Below are 18,990 nucleotides of genomic sequence, written 5' to 3' on the forward strand. Positions count from 1 at the left end.
CCTCACCAACTTCTTCAACCGCATCAACACCACCATCGAGGAGCCCGCCGGCGCCACCTGGTAACCGGCGCTGCCGACACCTCCCCGCGGTGGCCGACCGCGGTGGCCGACCGGCTCCCCGCGGTCGTTGGTGGCGGTGACCGCGCGGGAGAACCGGCAGAAGGCCGACAAGGACCCGGCTGGATGGTGGGTGCCGGCCAAGGACGCTTTTTGCACCTACCTGGTCGACTGGGTCGCCACCAAGACCCGCTGGAAGCTGGCCGTCGACCAGACCGAGAAGAAAGCCCTTCAAGCGCGGGCCACCGAGTGTCCGCTCACCACCCGGGTCAGCACCGAGATCGCCTCCTGAACCGAAGGAGGGCCAGTCTCCTGGTGTCCGGCTGAAGGGGCCACTACCGGCGGCCTGCTCGGCGGGCGAGGCCCGGCGGCTGGTCCAAGACTCGTGCCTTGTGGGCCAGACGCCGGGTCCGCCGCCGGACCACTGAACAGCGTCACGCGGCACTCCTTCACGTTCCGAGAGCACGTACACGTCCTCGGGGCAGTGCGCCTTGCCCACGGGGCGGCCTTCTACCAGCACGGTTCGGCCGCCATCGGCCATCGGCCGGCGAACCTCGGCGTGGGGTGCCGCCGGGCGTGCGGCCGGTGGCCCGGCTGGGTCCTGGCGCATCGACGCCAGGACGAACTCGACTGGAGGCGGCACTGGTGTGGGCGCATGCGCGCGTTGCTGACGTTTGTGACCGGACTGGGGAAGCACTCCGGGACATGCACTGTGGACCTCCGCGCCGCGGGAGACCGCCTCCGCAAGCTTCAGCAGCTCGTCTCCCACGCTGCGCAGGTCGGCGGCCACACGCGCCCTCATGCAGGCATCGTCACCGTCCTGTGTCACCAGCGCCGAATAGGCCCTGTTGAGGCGCTCGACCATAAAGCCCACTCTCTGGCGTGCCGCATCCCTGCCCCAGGTGTTGCCGACCCCGACGTCTTCCTGACTCACGTGAACCCACCTCGTCCTGAGTGCCAGGCCGTTCCGCTAACGACAACGAGCGCCCACCAGGCATGACATCAAGCCCCGGCCCACCACGAGGCACACCGCAGGGAACGGTCGGCTGCACCGGCATGCGCCCTGCTGGGACCCGCCAGCTCTGACGGTGCCGCCTCCAGGGCTGATCAGGTCGCGCCTTGGCGATGAAGCGGCTGCAGGTCAGCCAGTCCTCGTCTCGCTGGCTTGGCATCCGGGATGTGACGGCGGGCAACCCCGCCGCCGTGCGCGCAGCGTCAGCTCGCGCCATCGCTGTTCCTTCCAGCGGCGGCAGCTGAACCGTGGCTTCTCGCGGATGGTGTCGGCGGTCTGGTCCGGGATGCCGAGGAAGGACCTCGCCCTGGGGACGAGTTCGCCGCCGTAGGCAGAGTCGGCCCAGGCGGCGGTCACTTCGGGGCGGGCGAGCCGGATGCGGAAGAGGGGTCGCGGGCCGGGCCGCCGTCGCGGTCCATGGCACCACCGCCATGCACGCGGCTGACGCATCAGGTCTCATGGATTCGTAGACTGTGCCCCATGAATGCGATTACACACAGTGTGCGCATCGCTGCTCCTGGTGATGGGGTGGTGGTAGGGCTCCTGGCGGAGGACGCGCTGGAACACACCGATGAGACGGTGCGTGGAACTGGGCGTCCGGAAAAGAACCTGCTGGGGCATATTGACGCGCGCGGAGGAGCCATCCGCACTCGCCACGGTCATGCCGTCTGCCGCGTGGCAGTCGACCAGCAGAACAGGGTGATCGGGATGGCCCATGTCTGTCCGCCGCTTGAGTGGATCGAGGACCACCCCATGGCCCTTCGCTCTGCCTTGGGCCGAAGCGTCATCGAGTTGGGAATGCTCGCTGTCGATGCGAGGCACCGAGGACAAGGAGTCGGAAGGTCGCTGCTGGCAGCGGTGGAGGAAGACGAACGAACACGTGGCGCTGACGTGCTCTTCGCGAAGGTGGCGTGGGACAACTGGACTTCCCTGCGCTGGTACCGCGATCAAGGGTTCACCATCGCTTCTCCCGGTGAAGCATTCCTGGTCCATACCCCAGCCGGTGAGAGCAATCTCGTTGACCGCGGGGACGGACATGCTCTGGTGTTCAAGCCCTTGGCCGCAGGCGTCCACATTCTTCGGAAGCGCCGGTTCTCGCACTCCTTCCTCCATCTGTCAACTCTCCCTGTGGATTCATCGCATGGGCGGTGGCTGTTCGCTACAGGGTCACCGGTCGCCACCTAGCTGATTGAGGCAAGCGATGAGAGCCAGCCGGACACCAGCGTGAATTCCACCAGGCCGCCGTGAGCCATCCGAGCACCTGGCGGGGCAGCGTCCGGGCCGGTAGGCCGCAAAGCCCGCCTGGGAGCCAGCGTCACGCCGGTTCCAAAACGGACTCCGCTCGGCGGGGGCTCCTGGCGGGCGACGATCGTTGTCAAGGCGTTCGTTGGCTTCTTCCGGCGGTCGATCTTCTGTGCTGCCCTGATCGCGCAATCCATCACGTGCTCCACCTCTGCTCCCGTGCGGTCGAGCATGTTGCGGACGGCCAGGAGCGCTTGCCATGCGGCCACCCGGGACACGGTCTCCTCGACCGTGCCCAGTTCCACCGACAGGTAGTGCGCGAAGCCGAAGTGCGCAGCGCGCGCGCTCCTCTCCCGGGCGGAGGCCCTGCCAGCTGCGGCGAACCAGACGCCGGCCTCCTGGGCGCCGAGGGAGGTGACGACGATGTGCAGAAAGGACTCGACGTATTCGAGGGTTTCCGAGGAGCGATCGCCTTCAACGAAGGGACCGATGCAGCCCTCCTCCATGCCGAGGAGGAAGTGGATGGTGAACCTGTAGGTCATTGACCCATGCCTACCGCTCTCCGCCGGGTTCGTGAACTGCGGCACGCGGCGCTCGTCGACGAGAGCGTCCGTACGGACGTTGACGCGCACCGCTACGTCACACGATTGGCAGGTTCCGGCCGGGAGCAAGGTAGCGGTGAGGGAGTGAGCCGGGTACACCAGCTCCCGCGCAGGCTGCCACTGTGCCGGCCCTTGAACGGGACGCCATGACGACAGGCTGGCCTGACGGTGGCTGTCCTCACGAGCCCGAGTCGTTGCGACGGCCCCGGCGCTTCTGTTCCCGCAGGTGCACTGTCCGTGCTTTCACCGAACGGGCTGCTGCCAGATGCCCCACTTCCCCCGCTGACAGCGGCACTTTCTACCTGGCCAGGCAGCGCACACGGCGGCGTGAACCGAGTGCTGCAGACTCAGCAGGCGCCGGGCACCGGTGCCATCTGGTGCTGGGGGATCCTGCAACGGGGTCGGCCGCAGACCGCGCCGTCTACCTTGACCGCCCGGCAGAACTCAGCGTGCCTCTTGCAACGGTCGTCGCCTGGGGCGGGCTCCGTCCGGCACATCCGGAGGGCGCCGTCGCCTGTCCAGGTGCAGCGGCCGAGGTCGGCCGCGCGCTCGGGCGTGTGCAGCGCACACGGCGTGTCCGCGGTCTTGACCGGATTGAAGCACCATGTCTTCGGCATGGCCTCGGTGGGCAGAACGGCGTCCAAGGGTTCCATGCAGAGCGGATGAGAGAACAGCTCAAGCTGCCTGGCCAGCTGAGGTTCGTCCTGGGCCTGTGCCAGGTCGGCAAGGGCCAGTAGGAGCTGGGAGGACGCCTCGACGTACCACTCCGCATACTCGTCGCCGTTGACAAAGCCGGGAGTGGGACGAAGCCGGGAGGCGGCTTCGAGGGTCCTCACGACGGAATCGGTGATATCGATCATTTCGACCTTGCCAGGAGCGAGAGCGGACTGGTGCTGTTGACCGGGCCGGCAGCCTGGTCGTATCCGCAACGAGGCTCGCTCCCGAAAGTGACGTCAGGTTCGACGTCTCTCGCAGGGCCCAGGTCATTCCGCTGCGTGCACCAGCAGAGTGCAGCGTCGCGCGGCTTCGGCATCCTCCTGCACTACCTCGGTCTCGGCGGCGGTGAAGCCTTCCTGGCTGAGAGCTTTGGCCCATGCGTGCTCCTGGAGGATCCAGCAGCGCATGGCGGGCGTGATTTCGGCCTGTCCGGGTCGCCGGTGCGGTAGCGGGCGAGGTGGGGGAACACGAGCCGCCTATCGGGCGCAGTGCGTGGCGTGCGGTCCGGCAGTCGCATCACCCGATCGGATGGCCGTGCGAGAGGGACAGCGACGCCCCAGGGCTGTCACTCACGTGGTGGCGATGGAAGCCCTGGGGCGCAGGCGGCCCGGTTGTTGCGGGAAGACTGCCTACGGCCCGGCCACTGGGCAGTCGAGTCTGAGGGTGCCTGGCGTCTTCCGGTGAGTCAGTCTGTGGTTTCGTCGGTGTCCCAGTCGATGGTGCGGCGGTATTCGGGGTGGTTTTTGTCCATCTGGATGCCGGCGTGGACGGGCAGGGGGTGGCAGGTGCGGTGTTCCCAGGCCAGGGCGTGGTTGCACAGCCGGGCTGCGGTCAGGGCGTAGGGGAGCGCTTCTTCCCCGTCGGGGTGCTGGATGACGGCGATCTCCGTGGCGGTGAGGTTGTACCAGGTCTCGGCCTGCTGCTCTTTGTCGTCGCATGCCCAACGGCTCTGTGTGCGCCCTGACTTGGCAGAGGGAGTTTTGCCGTCCATCTGTGGGGGGCGGCGACTCATGATGAATGTGGTGCCGGTGTTGTTGAGCTGGAAGAGAGCGTTGCTGGTCTTGTCGCCGTCGCTGGCCTTGCCTTCATCGTCGATCTCGTGGAAGACCGCGGGCAGGGGGATGCTCGGGTCGGCGCTGGAGGTGGTGCGGATGACGGCGCGTGGCCGGTGTTCGGGTGCGAGTGTGGCGCCTGGGAGTGCGGGCCTGCCGTTGGCGCAGCCGTCGTCGTCGGGGTGCAGGTCGGCGTTCTTGTTGGCCAGCAGTGGCCAGACGGGCCGGGTGGAGTCACCGGAGACGTAGAGGACGTAGCCGTTCTCAAGGTGTCGGCTCAGCTCGTACAGGGCCTGGTCGATGCGTCGGGGAAGAGTTTCGTCGCCGCGGCTGCCTTCGGGGATGGGACGGCTGCGGGACAGCGACTGGGCGCGGGCGTAGTTGAACCAGCCGCCGCTGCCGTCTCGGCTGGCGGGCAGGTATGCGAGGGCCTTCCAGTGTTCGCCGACGGGTACGAACGCGGTGAGGGCCCACATGAGCTTGGGTTCTTCGGTGCGGTTGACGTGCTTGTCGCCGAGCTGGGCGCGCATGTGGAGGCCGAGGTGGGCGACACGGTCCTTGAGACCGCTTCCTGTGGAGATGGTGCGGGTCAGGCGGGGATGGACCAGGCCGGCGGAGCGCAGCATGTCGCCGATGGCGTGGTGTCCGGGGAAGTCCGCAGCGAGCTCCATGCCGAGGGCCTCCAGCGGGGAGGTGGCCTCGCGGGCTTTCTTCTTCGAGCGCCGTTTCTTGGTTTCGGGGGTGAGGAACTGAGCGATGACGCCGTGGCGTGCGAGATGCCGGGAGACCTCCGGCTTGGCGTCCAGCTCATAGGGGTCGATGGCGCCTTCCTCCCCTCGGCGGGCCGCTCGGCGCTGGCGGCCCCATTCTTTGGCGTCGTATTCGGTTTCGACCAGGGCCAGGATTCCGGTGTCCTCTGCTGCGAGGCCGGGCAGGGCGTCGGTGAGTGCGCCGCGCCGGTCATGGTGGCGGCCGTGGGCCAGCAGTTCCGGGGCCCGGTGCAGCAGCACCTCGGTGTGGCACCCCAGGGGAACGATGTCGTCGTCGGGCATGCCGTCGGCGAGGTCGGGCCGGTTGAAGTGGTAGGCCAGCAGACGCTGCATGCGGGTGCGCATTTCCTGGTGCTCGTACAGGGCCAGGACGCGCAGCTTCGAGCAGCCTGCGGCGGCCATGATGTCTTTGAGGTCGGTGTCGTCGAGCAGCGTGGTATCCCGGCCGTACTCGGTCTTCCGGGCGGCCACCGAGAGGACCTTGGCGACCTGCGTGCCGTGGACGAGGTTCTGGCCGGTGACGGTGGCCAGGTGGTCGGCCAGGGCGGTGACGGTGTGCAGGCCGACGCCCTTGCCGATGGGGAACGATGTCGAGAAGGGGATGAGCGCGCGGAAGTTGCCGGGCTCGCCGGACAGATCCATGGCGCCTGTGGGCAGGAATTCGGTGTCCTGGGGGCTGCGGGGGAAGACGGGCTCGTCCATCAGCCGCACCCAGGCGTCCAGAGCCAGACGGCTGGTGTGCTCCAGGTGCGTGTACTGGCCCTTGCCGCCCAGGTTCAGGCAGAGCAGGGGGCGGCTGGGGGAGCGCGGCGCCCACCAGGCGGTGCGGGCACTGTTGATCGTGTTGCTCAGCCGGGACACGCGGGGTGTCAGGACCACCAGCGGCTTTGGCAGCGCGTGCAGCGATTTCATCGCTACCTCTACCCGCAGGGCGGCATAGTGCCGCCTGATCTTCCACCCCTCCGGCTGCAAGATCTCTTCGGCCGTGTTCTTGGCGCTGTCGTTGGTCTTCTCCTTGGCGGGGCGGGCGTCGAGCCAGTTGTTCGACCACAGGTGCTCGGTGTCCCAGACCATGACGTTGTTCTCGGTGTCCGGGCGCAGCGGGATGGTGCGGCCATCGACCTTCAGGTCGGTCTTGGTGACCAGGGAGGCGAGGTTCCAGCTGGCCGCGTCCCACACCCAGCCGTCTGCGTCCACGGCGCGTTGTCCGATGCTGACGTGGTCCCAGATGGCTACCTGTTCGGGCTCCACGGAGGCGAACAGGTCGGCCAGGCTGCTGCTGTAGGCGAGGGAGATCTCGTCCGCCGGAGTCTGGAGCAGGGCCTGCTCCCACAAGGCCACCACGGCGCGCAGGTGCGCTGCCGGCAGTCTTGTGGACAGGGCGAGGAACTGGGGAGGGTTCTTCTTGCTGGTCGGGGACAGGGAAGCGCTGGTGGAGCCGCTGGCGCGGAGCACCGTCAACAGTGCGGCATAGGGCAGATTGGCCTTTGAACCGGTTTTTCCTCGGTAGATGGCACGCAGTTTGTTCCATTCGTGTTCGATCTTGTCCGGGAAGCGGTACAGCCACGCTGTGCCCATCAGTTCGCGGGTCAGAGGGCTGGCTAGCAGGGACATGCGGGTGGTGTTCTGGGGCATCACTCAGGTCCTTGGTCGTCCCCGTTCGGGGCGGGGATGAGGGTGACGGGGTTGGGCGGCAGGTCCTCGCTGTGGGCGAGGTCGAGCCAGGCGGTGAGCGTGGAGCCGTAGACGCGGCGCAGGAGGTCCTGCTCGCCGGTGTCGAGTTGTCCGTAGTAGGCGCGAAGCAGCCGGGGGAAGTCGCAGCCCAGCTGCTGGTTGAAGAAGGCATGGTCGACCAGGTAGAGCTCGACGGGGGTGCCGCCGCGGCGCGCGCGCCCGGCCAGCTGGATGAGTTCGACGAGGATGCCGGCCAGGATCTCGGTCTTGAGGAACTTCGGCATGAGGGAGAACCGCGGGTCGGTGCGCAGCAGCAGCTCCCGGTGGCGGATGGCGGCGATGCGCTGGGAGGCGAGCATGGCGGCGGGGTCTGGGCTGAGGGTGCCCGCGGCGATGCCGCAGGCGTTGATGCTCGCGTACATGACCGCGGGCTCGTGCAGGTGCGTGATGGGCCTAACGCCGACCCACACCGAGGCGAGCGCCGAGCGGTCGGTGTGGGGGATGAGGATGTTCAGGCCCCGTGAGACCACCGAGATCGGTGCACAGATCACCTTCACCCTCGGGTGTGTGGCGGGGAGGTCTTCGAGCTGGTCGATGGTCACCCGCACCACACCCTCAGGCAGAGTCACAGCCCGCGTGGAGGAGCCCTGGTTGTTGCTGACGAGGACCGCGACCCATTCAGGACGGCCGCACGCAGCAGCGATCCCGGCGGCCATGACCTCTGCGTGGAAGTAGGAGTTCCCGGCCAGCAGCGCCAGCTCCCGGCGCGGGTCGTGGCGGGCGACCTTTTCCAGGTGTGACGACATGCGGGTGTGCCAGAGCCGCTCGGCGAGAGTGCGCAGCTCGGAGGGTTTGCGCCTCTCCTCAACGCCGCCGATCGCGATGGGCTGCCAGCCGGCATCGGTGGCCGACACACTCCCGGCGTGGGCGGTGACCGCCCCGTCAGTGGCATCCGTCATCACGTAGGCGGGGAGGGTATGCACATGCTGGAGAGCAGCCCGCGGGAAGAACGCGGTGGCGGAAAGGCCGAGCACGCTGCGCCGTACCCCGGCGGTCGCCAGTGCGACGGTGTCGCCGAGGCGGACGGTGGAGGTGTGCGGGTCGCCGCTCAGGGACTGCAGTGACAGGCGTCCGGTGCCGCTGGCGTTCTTGTCGAGTTTGAATCCGTACAGGTTCTGCCCGAGCGGTCCGTAAGGGATGGGCTCGTCGCGGGTGATCAGCCCCATCGTGGAGACCAGGTCGGTGGCCGCATTCAGCTGCCCGAGCAGGGGGAGGACCGACCACTTCAGGGTGTGGAGCTCATTGTGGAGCGCTCCGAGCCAGGCCCGCACGAGAAGGTCGTTGACCAGTGCGGCCCGTTGGGAGGCGGGCAGATTGAAGGGAGCCTCGGCCAGGATGCGCGCGATGGAGTCCTTGAAGACCGCCAGCTTTCTGCTGCGATGGGTTCCTGGAATCTTGCCGGCCAGGGCCTGGCCGATCTGGTCGGCGAGCGGCTGCCAGCCCTCCGGCAGCTCGGCGCTGGTCCTCTCGCCGGGGAAGAGGGCCAGGTATGCCTGGTGGACATCTTCGGTGACCTCAGCATCCGCACTGGCGCCGGTCAGGGTGCGGCACAGCTCGGCGTCCTTCTTGCCCACCATGTACCAGCCGGACCCGGGCCGGTTCTGGCGTTCTTGTTCGGACTCCAGATACAGATGCCCGGTCAGGATGTTGTCCAGGAAGGTTTCGCTCAGCCGGCGCGCTTCCATCAGCGGGCCGGTCACCAGCAGGTTCTCCAGCGCCGACAGGCCGCCTCGGTGCCGGTCGACCTCTTCCAGCCGTCCCGCATGTCCCCGGCCGCGGCTGATGAGGGTGAACTCCTGCGCGCCGTAGGTGCACCAGGTGGACTGGAAGGCGTCGACCTCATCGATGATTACGACGCGGCAGCGGCGCAGCACGAACTCCAGAACGCTCATGTTGCTGACGACCCGCTCACCGTCCACCTCGACGGGCACCTTGCAGCGACCGCGGATCAGGTTGAGGTGGTTGGTGACGATGATGTCGGCCTCGGCGGCCTGCCGGATGTGCTCGAAGCGCTGGCAGATGCCCATACGTGGACACAGGTGCTTGCCACCGCCCTCCGGCTCGACGGGACCATCGACCCACTCCAGCCGGGTGCAGGGCAGCGTCGTGCGATCCAGCCGTGGGCCGTCCACCTGCCAGCCGGTCATCTCACATCCGCTGGCGAACCGCTCGAACCTGCCCTCACGGCCCTGGGCGAACGCGAGCGTGGCCTGGTCGTCGATGCTTGAGGACGCCACCCACGGCACCACCCGCAGCGGCTTTCCGGCCCGCTCGGCAGCGTCCTGCACAGCGCAGACCGTCTCCTCGACCATCCCATTGTCAGCAGCCAGCTGTTCGGCCGTATTCAGCCCCTCGCGGATGCGGCCCACCACGATCAGAACCGGGCCCTGGCCACTGGCCGCCAGCAGGTGTGCCGCATCCCGCATCAGCACGCTCTTGCCCACACCGGTGGGCGCATTCAGCAGCGTCATGGCCCCGGCCGGCAACCTCAGCTCCGCCGCTGTGCGGCCGTAGGCATCGGTGAGCCGGTCGAAGAACCCCTGAAGCAGACCAGGTTTCCATCCGAACGTCTCCGGCCAGGCCGCGGCCTGACCCACCACGCGCTCCATCACCGCTCTCCGGGGCAGATGGGCCTCCTTAAGGAACGGCTCTGTGTGCAGCCGGACCGGGGACACGAAGGCGTTCTTCTCGCTGGCAGGGATCTCCACCGTGTACAGCCGATCGCGGCCGAAGGACCACAGGCCCTCGCCGGCCGTCGGCAGCGGCGCCTCCAGACTGGCCCGGTAGCCCTCGGCCTCCTGAACGAGGTGCTCGGCCAAGGTGAGGGGCTCTTGCGCATGGCAGGCCACCAGCCAGTGGGCCTCATCCGCGTTCGAGGTCTCCGGGATCTTGAACAGCGCCGCGGGGGCCACGGCGTACTCCAGGGCCGCCTCGCGGAACGTCTCCGGCTGCGCCAGGTCGCCCTCCTGCTTGAGCGCCTGCCACAACCGGCCCACCAGCTCATATTCAGGGCGCGGCAGTGACCTCCACTTGCCCCACACATCGGTGCGCCGGGCAGCGAACATCTGGGCGAAGTCCAGCGGCACGCCGCGCCGCCCCTCGACGGTGCCGAAGGCGAAGTAGCGCTCGGACAGGGCGAGACACGCTGCGATGGCGCAGCGTTGCAACGCCTCGCGGACATCACCGGCCCTCACAGTTCTGCCCGGCACCAGCGAAGCACCGTGGTGACGAAGTCCTTGTCGGTCATCACCTCAAGGTCCGGCCGCCCGGCCAGGCGCTCCCGCAGCCGCGGAAGGTCGGACCGGCGCCGGTGGGGGACCACGATGATCAGCGGAACCGCTGCGCCCAGCACGGGACGCTCGAGTAGCGCATCGGCCAGAGCGTCGAAGGACCGCCACGCCTTCGCATCCACCCGCCACTCCCTGGCCACCAGCGGGTCGGTGGCCATGATGCGCAGGTCGTAGCGGTCACCCTCTGGGTACATGAAGACCTCAAGGCCGGCGATGTCTGTCAGCGCGTCCCGGATCGCGAACTCCATGCGTCCCGGCAGCGTCAGATACCGCCACACCGTCCGGGAGACCGCCAAGTAGTCGCCGGCGGCCGGGAAACCTTCTACTCGACCGGCTGAGCAGCCTCCGCCCTCCAGGACCGGAGGCCCGCTGCCGCCACGATCCTGGCGGCAGGTGTACTGCGCCCCTTCCAGCAGGTGGGCGTCGCAGGAGACGGCGAAGACCCCGCCCCCGGCAGGCTGCGCGCGCATCGGCCAGGCGCACACAGGGCACGGGAAGCACCAGCCCGCTGCGTTGCACCACGGCCAGGACGAGACCGGCTCGAAGAACCCGAACCGGCCCCACAGGCCGCCCCACTTCTCCCACAGGACACCCTGCTCCGCCACCGGATGGCTCGCCAGCAGCTCACGCACCTTCGCGTAGTCCTCCGGGGGAAGGCGCCGGATCTCCGAGTACAGCTGCTGCTCCTCCTGTTCGGCGCGCAAGCGCGCCCAGGGCCAGTACTCCATCAGCGCCTGCTGCGACACGAAGTGCTCACGTCCCAGGTCCTCCACGGCATCGCACAGAAGGCCGTCTGAGTCCACCAGCCTCACCTCGCCCAGCGGGTCCTCGCCTTCACCCTCGATGGGCAGGAGGGGCGTGAGCCCCTGGCGCAAGCCGCGCCGCAGCGCGCGCATATCCAGGGCAGCCGCTGACCCGGCGCCGTGTGTCGAGCGGAGAACTCCCAAGCAGTCGATGAGCCGGGCTGCTCGCTGGCCCGGATCACCTGTGCGGTCCGCCTCCGCCACGGCGGCTGCGCAGCACGCGGTCACCGCCAGGTCGCGGCGCCATCGGTGGCTGTTCCGTTCCACAAGACCCATGACGGGTGGATAAACGAAAGAGGTGATGAATGTCGCGTACGGTGCCGATCATGGACACCAAAACCGCCCTATCGGCTCAGTACGAGTCCGCCGCCAGCACCGTCCCCTCACACGAGACCGCCGAGCCCTGGCTGTGGGCGGACGCCCCGGACACCCCCCTGGCCGAAGACGCTCACCCATGCAGCGGCAAGTGGCTCTGGTTCACCCCGCTCAGCCTCCTCGACCGCTCCTGGGCCGCCATCCGCACCGCAACCGAAGACGGCCTTCTCGGCTACCGCAGCAAGGCAGGCACGCTCATCAACACCCGCACCAAGAGCGACGACACCCGCCGTCCCATCTGCGTCTACACCCGGGACTGGCACGACATCGACGATGTCCAACGCGTTCTGACCAACCTGCGGGCCCTCGGCATCGTCGACGTCCTGCTCTACAAGACCGACAGCGATACCCTGCGGGGCCACTACGGTGCCGGCGCCAGCACCTACATCGCACCGGCCACCAAGACGACACTGGTCATCCCCAAGCGCACGCGTGAAGCACTCGAGCACCATCATGCTGCGCGAGCCCAGGCCCGAAGGGCTGCAGCGGTCCGCCGGAAGGCTCCAGAGCTGAAGCACGTCTGAAGACAGCGCGCTCGTTCACTACGCAGCGGCTGCCTGTCGCAGCTGGGGGAACCGGGCTTCCCACAGGGCCCGCGCGGGCGTCGGCAGAAAGAGAGACGGCCACAGTGCCCGCAGAGTATCGGCGTCCAGGAAAGCGGCCAGGTCCGCGGGGTTGAGGGCTTCGCGGATCACCGTCTCGTACATCACGGCCACCTCGCCGGCGTCCGCCAGGTCGTAGGTGTAGGGCGGCCCCCAGTCCAGCCGGTGGGGAAGGCACACTTCGCCGCTCGTCGGGCCGTGCAGCTCGGCGAGTGAGTCAACGACGGCGTACGGGCGTGCGGCGGCGTACCCGATTCCCTTCCTGCTCATGGCCCCAGCGTGTCGCAAAACAGTGGTCCTTGAAGAAAGCCCCCGCACCGGTGTCGCCGGGGTTCGTCAGTATGACCGCGAGAGGTGATCGAGGAGTTACTCCCTGGTCCCTCCGGCCGATCAGGCGCCCGGTACTGTCAGGAGGTCAGGTGGCGAACGCGGAAGGCAGGGACGGGGTTTAATGACTGACGGAGGGCCAGCGGAGGTCTTCACCGCACTCGCGGAGGATGATCCCACCTCGGTCGCCGGGTACCGGCTGGCAGCCCGGCTCGGCTCGGGCGGTATGGGCAAGGTCTACCTCTCCTACACCCCGGGCGGACGTCCGATCGCCATCAAGGTGATCCGCCCCGACTTCGCCGGGGATCCCGTGTTCCGGCGCCGCTTCCAGCAGGAGGTGCGCGCCGCCGAGCGCGTTCAAGGCCTCTACACCGCACTGGTGATCGACAGCGACACCGAGGGCCCGCAGCCCTGGCTGGCCACCGCCTACGTGCCCGGCCCCTCGGTCGCCGAGGCGGTGGCCGCACACGGGCGGCTCCCGGTGGACACGGTGCTCTTCCTGGTCGCAGGGATCACCGAGGCGCTCCAGGTCATTCACAAGGCGGGCATCGTCCACCGGGACCTGAAGCCCTCCAATGTGCTGCTCGCGGACGACGGGCCGCGTGTCATCGATTTCGGTATCGCCCGCGCCGCTGATGCCACCTCGCTCACCAGCAGTGGAGTCACCATCGGCACCCCCTCCTTCATGGCGCCGGAACAGGCGGAGGGGCAGCGGGTGACGGGGGCCACCGACATCTTCGCGCTGGGGCAGATCGCCGCATACGCGGCGGTGGGCACCCCCGCCTTCGGCGAGGGCACCTCGCACGGCGTGCGCTACCGCATCGTGCACGCCGAGCCGGCCCTGGACGACCTCCCGGGCGAGCTGCGGGGACTGGTGACCCGCTGCCTGGCCAAGGCGCCGGCGGACCGGCCGGAACTCGGCGACATCCTGCGGATGTGCCAGACGGCCTCCGGAGACACCCAACTGCGTCGGCCCGGTGACTGGCTACCGGCCGCCGTGGCCGCGGACATCACCCACCGCGCGGCCGCACCACCACCCTCCCAAACCCCGCCGTCGACCAGGGCCGACACCGCACAGAGTCAGACCCAGACCGCGACCCGCCCCCCCGGGGCCCGCCGATGGCGGACCGGCCCCGCCGGCGGCCCAGGCGCCGCCGCCCTGGCCGGCCGGGGCGCAGACTCCGCCCCCGGCGCCACCGCCGTTCCCCGCCGCGCCCCCCATGGCGGCCCGGCCAGTGGGCCCCCACCACCCCACGCCGCCCGGAGGCGCGTACCCGTCGGCCGGGCACTTCCAGCCCCACCCGCCGGGCCCGACCGGCCCCTACGGGCCGGTCTACCCGCGCCCACTGCCGCCGCCCCGCAGGTGGGACCGCGGTAAGAAGATCGCCGCCGTAGTGATCGTTTTCACCGCACTCTGGTACATCTTCATACTTGCTTCCGCTTTCCAATGACCCCGAGCACAACCGCCCGGCACCATCCGTGAGTTTCGGGCTCGACGTCCTCCGGTCCGGGCGGGACAGGGGTTCATTGCGAGGTCTGGCATCCGTACGGCCGCCACGACTGTGGCAGAGAGAAAGAACCGCGGAGGCTAGCGCGCACGGTCCAACCCCGCCGTCGTCCCCGCTCTCCGTTCATTCCCTCAGCGTGCTGCGCCGGGCGGGACAGCGCCCAGGCCCCTGCACCGCCGCACCGTGCCCGGGGACCGGTCGTGCCTCATCGGTACCCGAGCGCAGCCCTGCGCCGCAGCTGACCGGTCTGCGGGAATGCCGGTATCACGGCCTGGCCAAGACGCAGCTACAGCATCAGCTCACCGCGGCCGCGAGGAACTTTCACCACCTCAAATGCATGATGGACCGACACCCCAGGAGCCTGCGCTCGCACTTCGCATCGGGCAGCCTCCGGCCTGCCCGGGTAGAACGCGACAGGACCGCGTCCAACGCGGGCTGGCTGTCAGTCCCATGAGTTGAAGAGTGTTGCGCCAAGCGTCTCCGGCCGCCAGTGCTTGATCTGGCACCACTCCGTCGCAGACAGAGCAGAAGTGTCCGACTCCGCCAGCGGCGACTGGAGCTGTGCCGCGCTCAGGACGACAAAGCCGACGTTGGTGAGGACGGTGGACCAAGTGGGAGGGTTTTGGAACTCGTCGGTGTACCAGCAGCGCCGGTCTCCGACGAAGGCGATCAGCGGGTAGTGAGCGTGGAACAGCGCGACGTGTGTGCCGTCCCGATCGCCGATCGTGGCGCTGTGGAAGTTCTGCGGGTACTCCTGTTCCGTGAAGTCCTCGACCTGTCCGCCCGCAGCCCGCGCCGCGGCATACCAGGCGGCACGGCATGTCCTGGGATCGGTACTCGGCAGGGCCGGGTCACCCCGGTCGCGGAACCCGGTTACGCCCATCTTCAAGCGGAAGGCGACCTGCGAGTCCTCCACGTTCACCCCTCCGAGCAGCCGTTCAACGTTGATGGCACAAACCTAGTGATCACCGACCTCCGTTGGCACAGGACATTCACCAACGGTGTCGTCTGGATGCCGCACGCACGGGACGACGCCCGCTGACCCCAGGCCCTCGACCACGAACGCCAGGAGCGCCGGGCCTTCTTCGAGCGGCGCTGCGCCGTCATCGATGCCGAGAGGATCCTGTGGGACGCTGCCCTCGGCTTCGAGGGGACCGGCACCGCTGCCCTCGCCGGCGCTGATGGCGGCTGCGGGTGTCACCGACGCCGGGCTGGAGCTGTTGGAAGCGTTGGACGATCCTGGCTGGCTCTTCGAGCTGCTGGAGCAGCTTGGCCGGGACGGGTTCGCCCGCGAGGAAGTCCTCGACGACGCCCTCGCCACAGTTGTGGCCAGCGCCTGCCTCACGCTGAAGGAAGCGAGCCAGGCCCCTCACCCCAGCCAGGCGGCCGAATACTGCCTCACCGCTGACCGGCACTTCACCCAGGCCGTGACCCTCGCCAGCATCGACACCGGCCCTGAGCCCGACTGAGGCAGACTCTCCCACCACGGCACGTGGAAACCACCGACGAGCGACCCAGACCGCGGCACGGAACCTGGGGACCCCCCTGAAAGCTGCGCTTACCGGCCTCCACACGCGCCACGCGACGAGAGAAGGACATGTACCGAGAGTTCGTCACCCCCGTAGACCTGGACGTTTTCGAGAGGCTGGATGCCTGGCCGGAGACGATGGACGACGGCTCACGGCTCCTGGCCTTCTCCTACCCGAGCGGCGAACACCTCACCTTCGCCTACAGCCCGCTGGGTAGATCCATCCGCCTCCGGTGGACCAACAGCACGGGAGCGACAGTCCTCGACCTGTTCCGCGAGAGCGCCACCGAACTGATCATCCGGGCAGACCCGGAGAAGAAATGCCTGGTCATCCGTTTCGACATGGGTGAATGCAGCGGTGAACTCCGCGTACAGACCCACCCCACGGTCACGGTCACCGACCGCATGTTGCTTGCATGACGCCGCGCAGAACCAGATCTGGCTGGAGATCGTCCAGATCGCCCTCGACCTGCTCGCCCGGCTACCGATGCTCGCCTTCACCGGCAAGGCCAGGCGGTGGGAGCCGAAGAAGCTCCCCCTGCGGCTGTTCTCCGCCGCCGCCCAGCTCGTCACCACCGCCCGTCGCCGGCGCCTGAGGTTCACCTGCCACTGGCCCTGGACCGACGTGATCACCAGCGCGATCCAACGGCTCGCAGCCCTTCCGAACCCCGGCCGACCAGCAGCGTTCACTGTCCCGGCGAGCCTGATCAATCACCGGAACCGTGGAACCCGGCGCCCGTCCTCTCGACCTAGTTGAGGGCAACAAGAATGCCACTAAGAGACCCGGAATCTTTCCCAGCTGATCTCCTTTGGAACGAAAACGATCACATGGGGCACGGGGTTCACAGGGGAAGCCGCCACTGCACGGAAAACCATTTCTGCGCATCCCTCACACTCCCACTCGTGCGAGTGATACTCACACCCGAATTTCCTAAAACCCTCACTTCGCACGGAAGTCCGATCAGCCTTCGGCCTTGCGCGACTGTGCTGACGCAGCCCCTCGCCGCTGAAGAAGGGGCCTACCGGCACCGAACCCAGACCGGCCAGCCCTCGGTCAAGGCGACCAGGACCACAGACGAACCGCCGCCGACACCGGACCGAGCGCCGGACTACCGAAACCAGGGTCATCGGGCGTGGGGCGAAGAGATGCCCGCAATGCCATCACCGAGAACACACCACCGCTGATGTGCCGATCGCCTGTAGCCCTCCCCGCACGAGCGATACGGGCTGTGCACCCCGCCGACGTTCGGTCGGTGACAGGGGCTGCCGCCCTACCCCCAGGCAGCAACCTGAATGACGACGACGTCGCTGCAGTTCTCGCCGACCCATCTGAACTGCACACCTGAGCAAAACGATCAGCCCATACCCGCGTCACCAGATCAGCGACAGAGCCCGTTCGTCTGTACACGCCTGAGCACTTTTCTCGGTACGCCGACAGACCACCTCCGCGCGGGCGGAGAGAACCCGGCCTGGACCGTCGTGCCGCCCGCGATCAGCGGACCACCTCCGCGCGGGCGGAGAGAACGCCGTGGGGCCGGGTCACCTGGTCTCGCCTCGCGGATCACCTCCGCGCGGGCGGAGAGAACGAGGTGTGGTTCTGTCCACGAGAACCGGCAGCGGATGTACACCGGTTTGGGAGGCAGCCGCCACCCGAGAGGGAATCGAAATGTTCACGGGCTTCGACAGCAGCGCCGGCACGGAGAGGTTGCTGCTGGGTGCGATGGTCGGCACGGTACTGCGGACTCACCGCCCCGCCGGAGCGTCAGGCGTCACCGCGGACGTAGGCGCCCCCAACCGTCCAGATAAACGGATGGTCGAGGGCGAGCGTGACGCGGCAGGATGCTCCCCATGACCTTGCCCACCCCCGAGCTACACACCGCCCGTCTGCGACTGCGGCCGTTCACCGACGCCGACGCGGCGCCGCTCTACGCGCTGCACAGCAGCACTCACGTGCTGCGTTACTGGGACTCCCCGCCGTGGACCGAACCGGCCCGCGCCCAGCGCTTCATCGCGACCTGCCGGACGATCGAGGAGGAAGGCACGGGAGCGCGGATGGCCGTCGACCGCGTCTCCGACGGCGCGTTTGTCGGCTGGTGCGACCTGACCAGCTGGAACCCGGACTTCCGCAACGCGTCCCTGGGCTACGTCTTCGACGCCACCGTGTGGGGTCACGGCTACGCCACGGAGACTGCGCACGCTGTCCTGCGGTGGGCGTTCGACACCCTGGACCTGAACCGCGTCCAGGCCGAGACCGACACACGCAACGTGGCGTCCGCCCGGGTCCTGGAGAAGCTCGGCTTCGTCCGCGAAGGCACCCTCCTCGAGGACTGCGTCGTCAACGGCGACGTCTCCGACTCCTGGATCTTCGGCCTCCTCCGCCGCGAGTGGCACCCGACGGCCGGCCGCTAGGACAGACCCGCCCGCCTTTCGGTCCGCAACCCCCACCGAGGCCACCGTGGGCTGCTCCGGCGAGCTCAACGTCTTGGTTTGCCCCACCGATCCCGACTGGAGCATCCAGTAGGTCATAGGGTCCGCCCAGAGCGGCAACAGCCTCATTGGCATGTGCGGATGCTGTCGCTTCTCGTGAACATCCAACACGGCGCGGCCCGGGTGCCTCCCGAAGCACTGAACAACCGCTGTCGAAACCGGTGAACAAAGCCAGAGGTGCCCCCTGTTCCCAGCGCACCCACCCGCGGACCACCTCCGCGGGGGCGGAGAGCACGCGGCGGCCGTGCTGGTGCTGCCCTTGGCGGCGGGACCACCTCCGCGGGCGCGGAGGTGATCCGGTCCCGGGCCATGCTGAGGGCCTGTGGGAAGCCCAGGGGTGACGGGCTTGGCCAGCAGGAACTGCCCGTGAGCATGCTTCCGGTGCACGCGGCTGCGGGGGAACGAAGCGGATGGCCTCGGCTTTCCCGCCCGGCTCGCCAGGGGTGCCTCAGGGGCTTTTGAGGGGCTTTCAGCTCTGTGACAGGGACTTCTGAGGGACGTTCCGCCGTACAGAAGGGTAAGCCCGGGACAGCGCTGAATGACGCGAATCACCTGGTCAGAGCAAGTGCGCTCAGCACTCGATGACGTTCACCGCGAGGCCGCCGCGCGCTGTCTCCTTGTACTTGGCCTACAAGACAGCGGCGGTCATGACAGGATCGATGGTCGTACCGTGGTGGTTGTATCAGCGGAAGTTGGCGGACGCCAACCTGATCGACTGGCGCGGCGGCGGGGCATACGGGTGGGGGCCGCGCAAGCCGTGACGTCACCACCACAGCCCCGGCTACGTCCACCGCGAGCTGCACGACAGCGATCAGCACTGCCCAGCGGCTCCAGTCCACGCCCGTGCGGTCCTCGTCCATGGCCACCTCCTCGTAGGTTGACGA

At 68.3% G+C, this 18,990-nt stretch carries 15 protein-coding genes and 1 pseudogene; 8 read left to right on the forward strand and 8 right to left on the reverse strand.

From position 1 onward, the window contains the following. A partial coding sequence (locus tag JW613_RS30950; RefSeq protein ID WP_209214188.1) for a hypothetical protein occupies positions 1-201 on the reverse strand: 201 nt, incomplete at its 3' end. Between JW613_RS30950 and JW613_RS30955 the strand changes: the two genes are divergently transcribed. Then, entirely contained in the window at positions 191-349 is a 159-nt protein-coding gene (locus JW613_RS30955) for a hypothetical protein (RefSeq protein ID WP_209214189.1), read from the forward strand. The genes JW613_RS30950 and JW613_RS30955 overlap by 11 nt on opposite strands. Before the next feature lie 1,200 nt (positions 350-1,549). Continuing rightward, entirely contained in the window at positions 1,550-2,254 is a 705-nt protein-coding gene (locus JW613_RS30960) for a GNAT family N-acetyltransferase (protein ID WP_209214190.1), read from the forward strand. Here the strand turns inward: JW613_RS30960 and JW613_RS30965 are convergent. The 5 genes from JW613_RS30965 to JW613_RS30985 all read right to left on the reverse strand — a co-directional run bounded on the left by JW613_RS30965 (position 2,251) and on the right by JW613_RS30985 (position 11,555). Further along, on the reverse strand, positions 2,251-2,853 hold the full coding sequence (locus tag JW613_RS30965; RefSeq protein ID WP_209214191.1) for a hypothetical protein: 603 nt from the start codon (positions 2,851-2,853) through the stop codon (positions 2,251-2,253). The two genes, JW613_RS30960 and JW613_RS30965, sit on opposite strands and share 4 nt — an antisense overlap. A 407-nt stretch (positions 2,854-3,260) precedes the next feature. Further along, positions 3,261-3,773 carry a hypothetical protein gene (locus JW613_RS30970; RefSeq protein ID WP_209214192.1) on the reverse strand — a complete coding sequence of 171 codons (513 nt, stop codon included), beginning with the start codon at positions 3,771-3,773 and terminating at the stop codon, positions 3,261-3,263. A gap of 542 nt (positions 3,774-4,315) precedes the next feature. Next, positions 4,316-7,087: an RNaseH domain-containing protein gene (locus JW613_RS30975; protein ID WP_209214193.1), complete on the reverse strand. Its 2,772-nt coding sequence runs from the start codon at positions 7,085-7,087 to the stop codon at positions 4,316-4,318. Continuing rightward, complete coding sequence (locus tag JW613_RS30980) at positions 7,087-10,395, reverse strand: hypothetical protein (protein WP_209214194.1); 3,309 nt, start codon at positions 10,393-10,395, stop codon at positions 7,087-7,089. The genes JW613_RS30975 and JW613_RS30980 overlap by 1 nt, the downstream gene beginning before the upstream one ends. Continuing rightward, positions 10,377-11,555, reverse strand: a complete 1,179-nt coding sequence (locus tag JW613_RS30985) for a restriction endonuclease-related protein (protein ID WP_209214195.1) — start codon at positions 11,553-11,555, stop codon at positions 10,377-10,379. Before JW613_RS30985 ends, JW613_RS30980 begins: the two co-directional genes overlap by 19 nt. 50 nt (positions 11,556-11,605) lie before the next feature. Here JW613_RS30985 and JW613_RS30990 point away from each other — a divergent pair, with 50 nt between their 5' ends. Beyond that, a complete protein-coding gene (locus JW613_RS30990; protein WP_209214196.1) occupies positions 11,606-12,178 on the forward strand; it encodes a putative phosphothreonine lyase domain-containing protein in 573 nt (190 codons plus the stop codon). 18 nt (positions 12,179-12,196) lie between these two features. On the opposite strand, the gene JW613_RS30995 is transcribed toward JW613_RS30990, so the two are convergent. Continuing rightward, the gene (locus JW613_RS30995; protein WP_209214197.1) at positions 12,197-12,526 is read right to left on the reverse strand and encodes a hypothetical protein; all 330 of its coding nucleotides are present in this window, start codon (positions 12,524-12,526) and stop codon (positions 12,197-12,199) included. Between the two features lie 181 nt (positions 12,527-12,707). Here JW613_RS30995 and JW613_RS31000 point away from each other — a divergent pair, with 181 nt between their 5' ends. Further along, positions 12,708-13,961 (forward strand): serine/threonine-protein kinase, encoded by a 1,254-nt coding sequence (locus JW613_RS31000; protein ID WP_307866113.1) that lies wholly within the window; start codon positions 12,708-12,710, stop codon positions 13,959-13,961. A 572-nt stretch (positions 13,962-14,533) separates the two neighbouring features. Here JW613_RS31000 and JW613_RS31005 read toward each other — a convergent pair. Beyond that, entirely contained in the window at positions 14,534-15,007 is a 474-nt protein-coding gene (locus tag JW613_RS31005; RefSeq protein ID WP_307866114.1) for a hypothetical protein, read from the reverse strand. Positions 15,008-15,272: 265 nt separating this feature from the next. On the opposite strand from JW613_RS31005, the gene JW613_RS31010 reads away from it, so the two are divergent. From JW613_RS31010 to JW613_RS31025, 4 genes and pseudogenes are all read left to right on the forward strand, one after another. Then, positions 15,273-15,560, forward strand: a complete 288-nt coding sequence (locus JW613_RS31010; protein ID WP_209214198.1) for a hypothetical protein — start codon at positions 15,273-15,275, stop codon at positions 15,558-15,560. Between the two features lie 128 nt (positions 15,561-15,688). Then, positions 15,689-16,039, forward strand: coding sequence for a hypothetical protein (locus tag JW613_RS31015; RefSeq protein WP_209214199.1), 351 nt, complete (start codon positions 15,689-15,691; stop codon positions 16,037-16,039). After that, positions 16,032-16,292: pseudogene (locus JW613_RS31020) on the forward strand (transposase); the annotation flags it as partial. The gene JW613_RS31015 and the pseudogene JW613_RS31020, both read left to right, overlap by 8 nt. Before the next feature lie 1,175 nt (positions 16,293-17,467). Continuing rightward, entirely contained in the window at positions 17,468-18,028 is a 561-nt protein-coding gene (locus JW613_RS31025) for a GNAT family N-acetyltransferase (RefSeq protein ID WP_209214200.1), read from the forward strand. Positions 18,029-18,990: the final 962 nt, after the last annotated feature.

It is taken from the genome of Streptomyces smyrnaeus, from assembly GCF_017676345.1.
GTDB lineage: Bacteria > Actinomycetota > Actinomycetes > Streptomycetales > Streptomycetaceae > Streptomyces > Streptomyces smyrnaeus.

Coding starts and splice junctions, on each gene's coding strand:
- JW613_RS30960 (WP_209214190.1), top strand. CDS start 1,550: ATGAATGCGATTACACACAGTGTGCGCATCGCTGCTCCTGGTGATGGG.
- JW613_RS30965 (WP_209214191.1), bottom strand. CDS start 2,853: ATGACCTACAGGTTCACCATCCACTTCCTCCTCGGCATGGAGGAGGGC.
- JW613_RS30970 (WP_209214192.1), bottom strand. CDS start 3,773: ATGATCGATATCACCGATTCCGTCGTGAGGACCCTCGAAGCCGCCTCC.
- JW613_RS30975 (WP_209214193.1), bottom strand. CDS start 7,087: ATGCCCCAGAACACCACCCGCATGTCCCTGCTAGCCAGCCCTCTGACC.
- JW613_RS30985 (WP_209214195.1), bottom strand. CDS start 11,555: ATGGGTCTTGTGGAACGGAACAGCCACCGATGGCGCCGCGACCTGGCG.
- JW613_RS30990 (WP_209214196.1), top strand. CDS start 11,606: ATGGACACCAAAACCGCCCTATCGGCTCAGTACGAGTCCGCCGCCAGC.
- JW613_RS30995 (WP_209214197.1), bottom strand. CDS start 12,526: ATGAGCAGGAAGGGAATCGGGTACGCCGCCGCACGCCCGTACGCCGTC.
- JW613_RS31000 (WP_307866113.1), top strand. CDS start 12,708: ATGACTGACGGAGGGCCAGCGGAGGTCTTCACCGCACTCGCGGAGGAT.
- JW613_RS31010 (WP_209214198.1), top strand. CDS start 15,273: ATGGCGGCTGCGGGTGTCACCGACGCCGGGCTGGAGCTGTTGGAAGCG.
- JW613_RS31015 (WP_209214199.1), top strand. CDS start 15,689: ATGTACCGAGAGTTCGTCACCCCCGTAGACCTGGACGTTTTCGAGAGG.
- JW613_RS31025 (WP_209214200.1), top strand. CDS start 17,468: ATGACCTTGCCCACCCCCGAGCTACACACCGCCCGTCTGCGACTGCGG.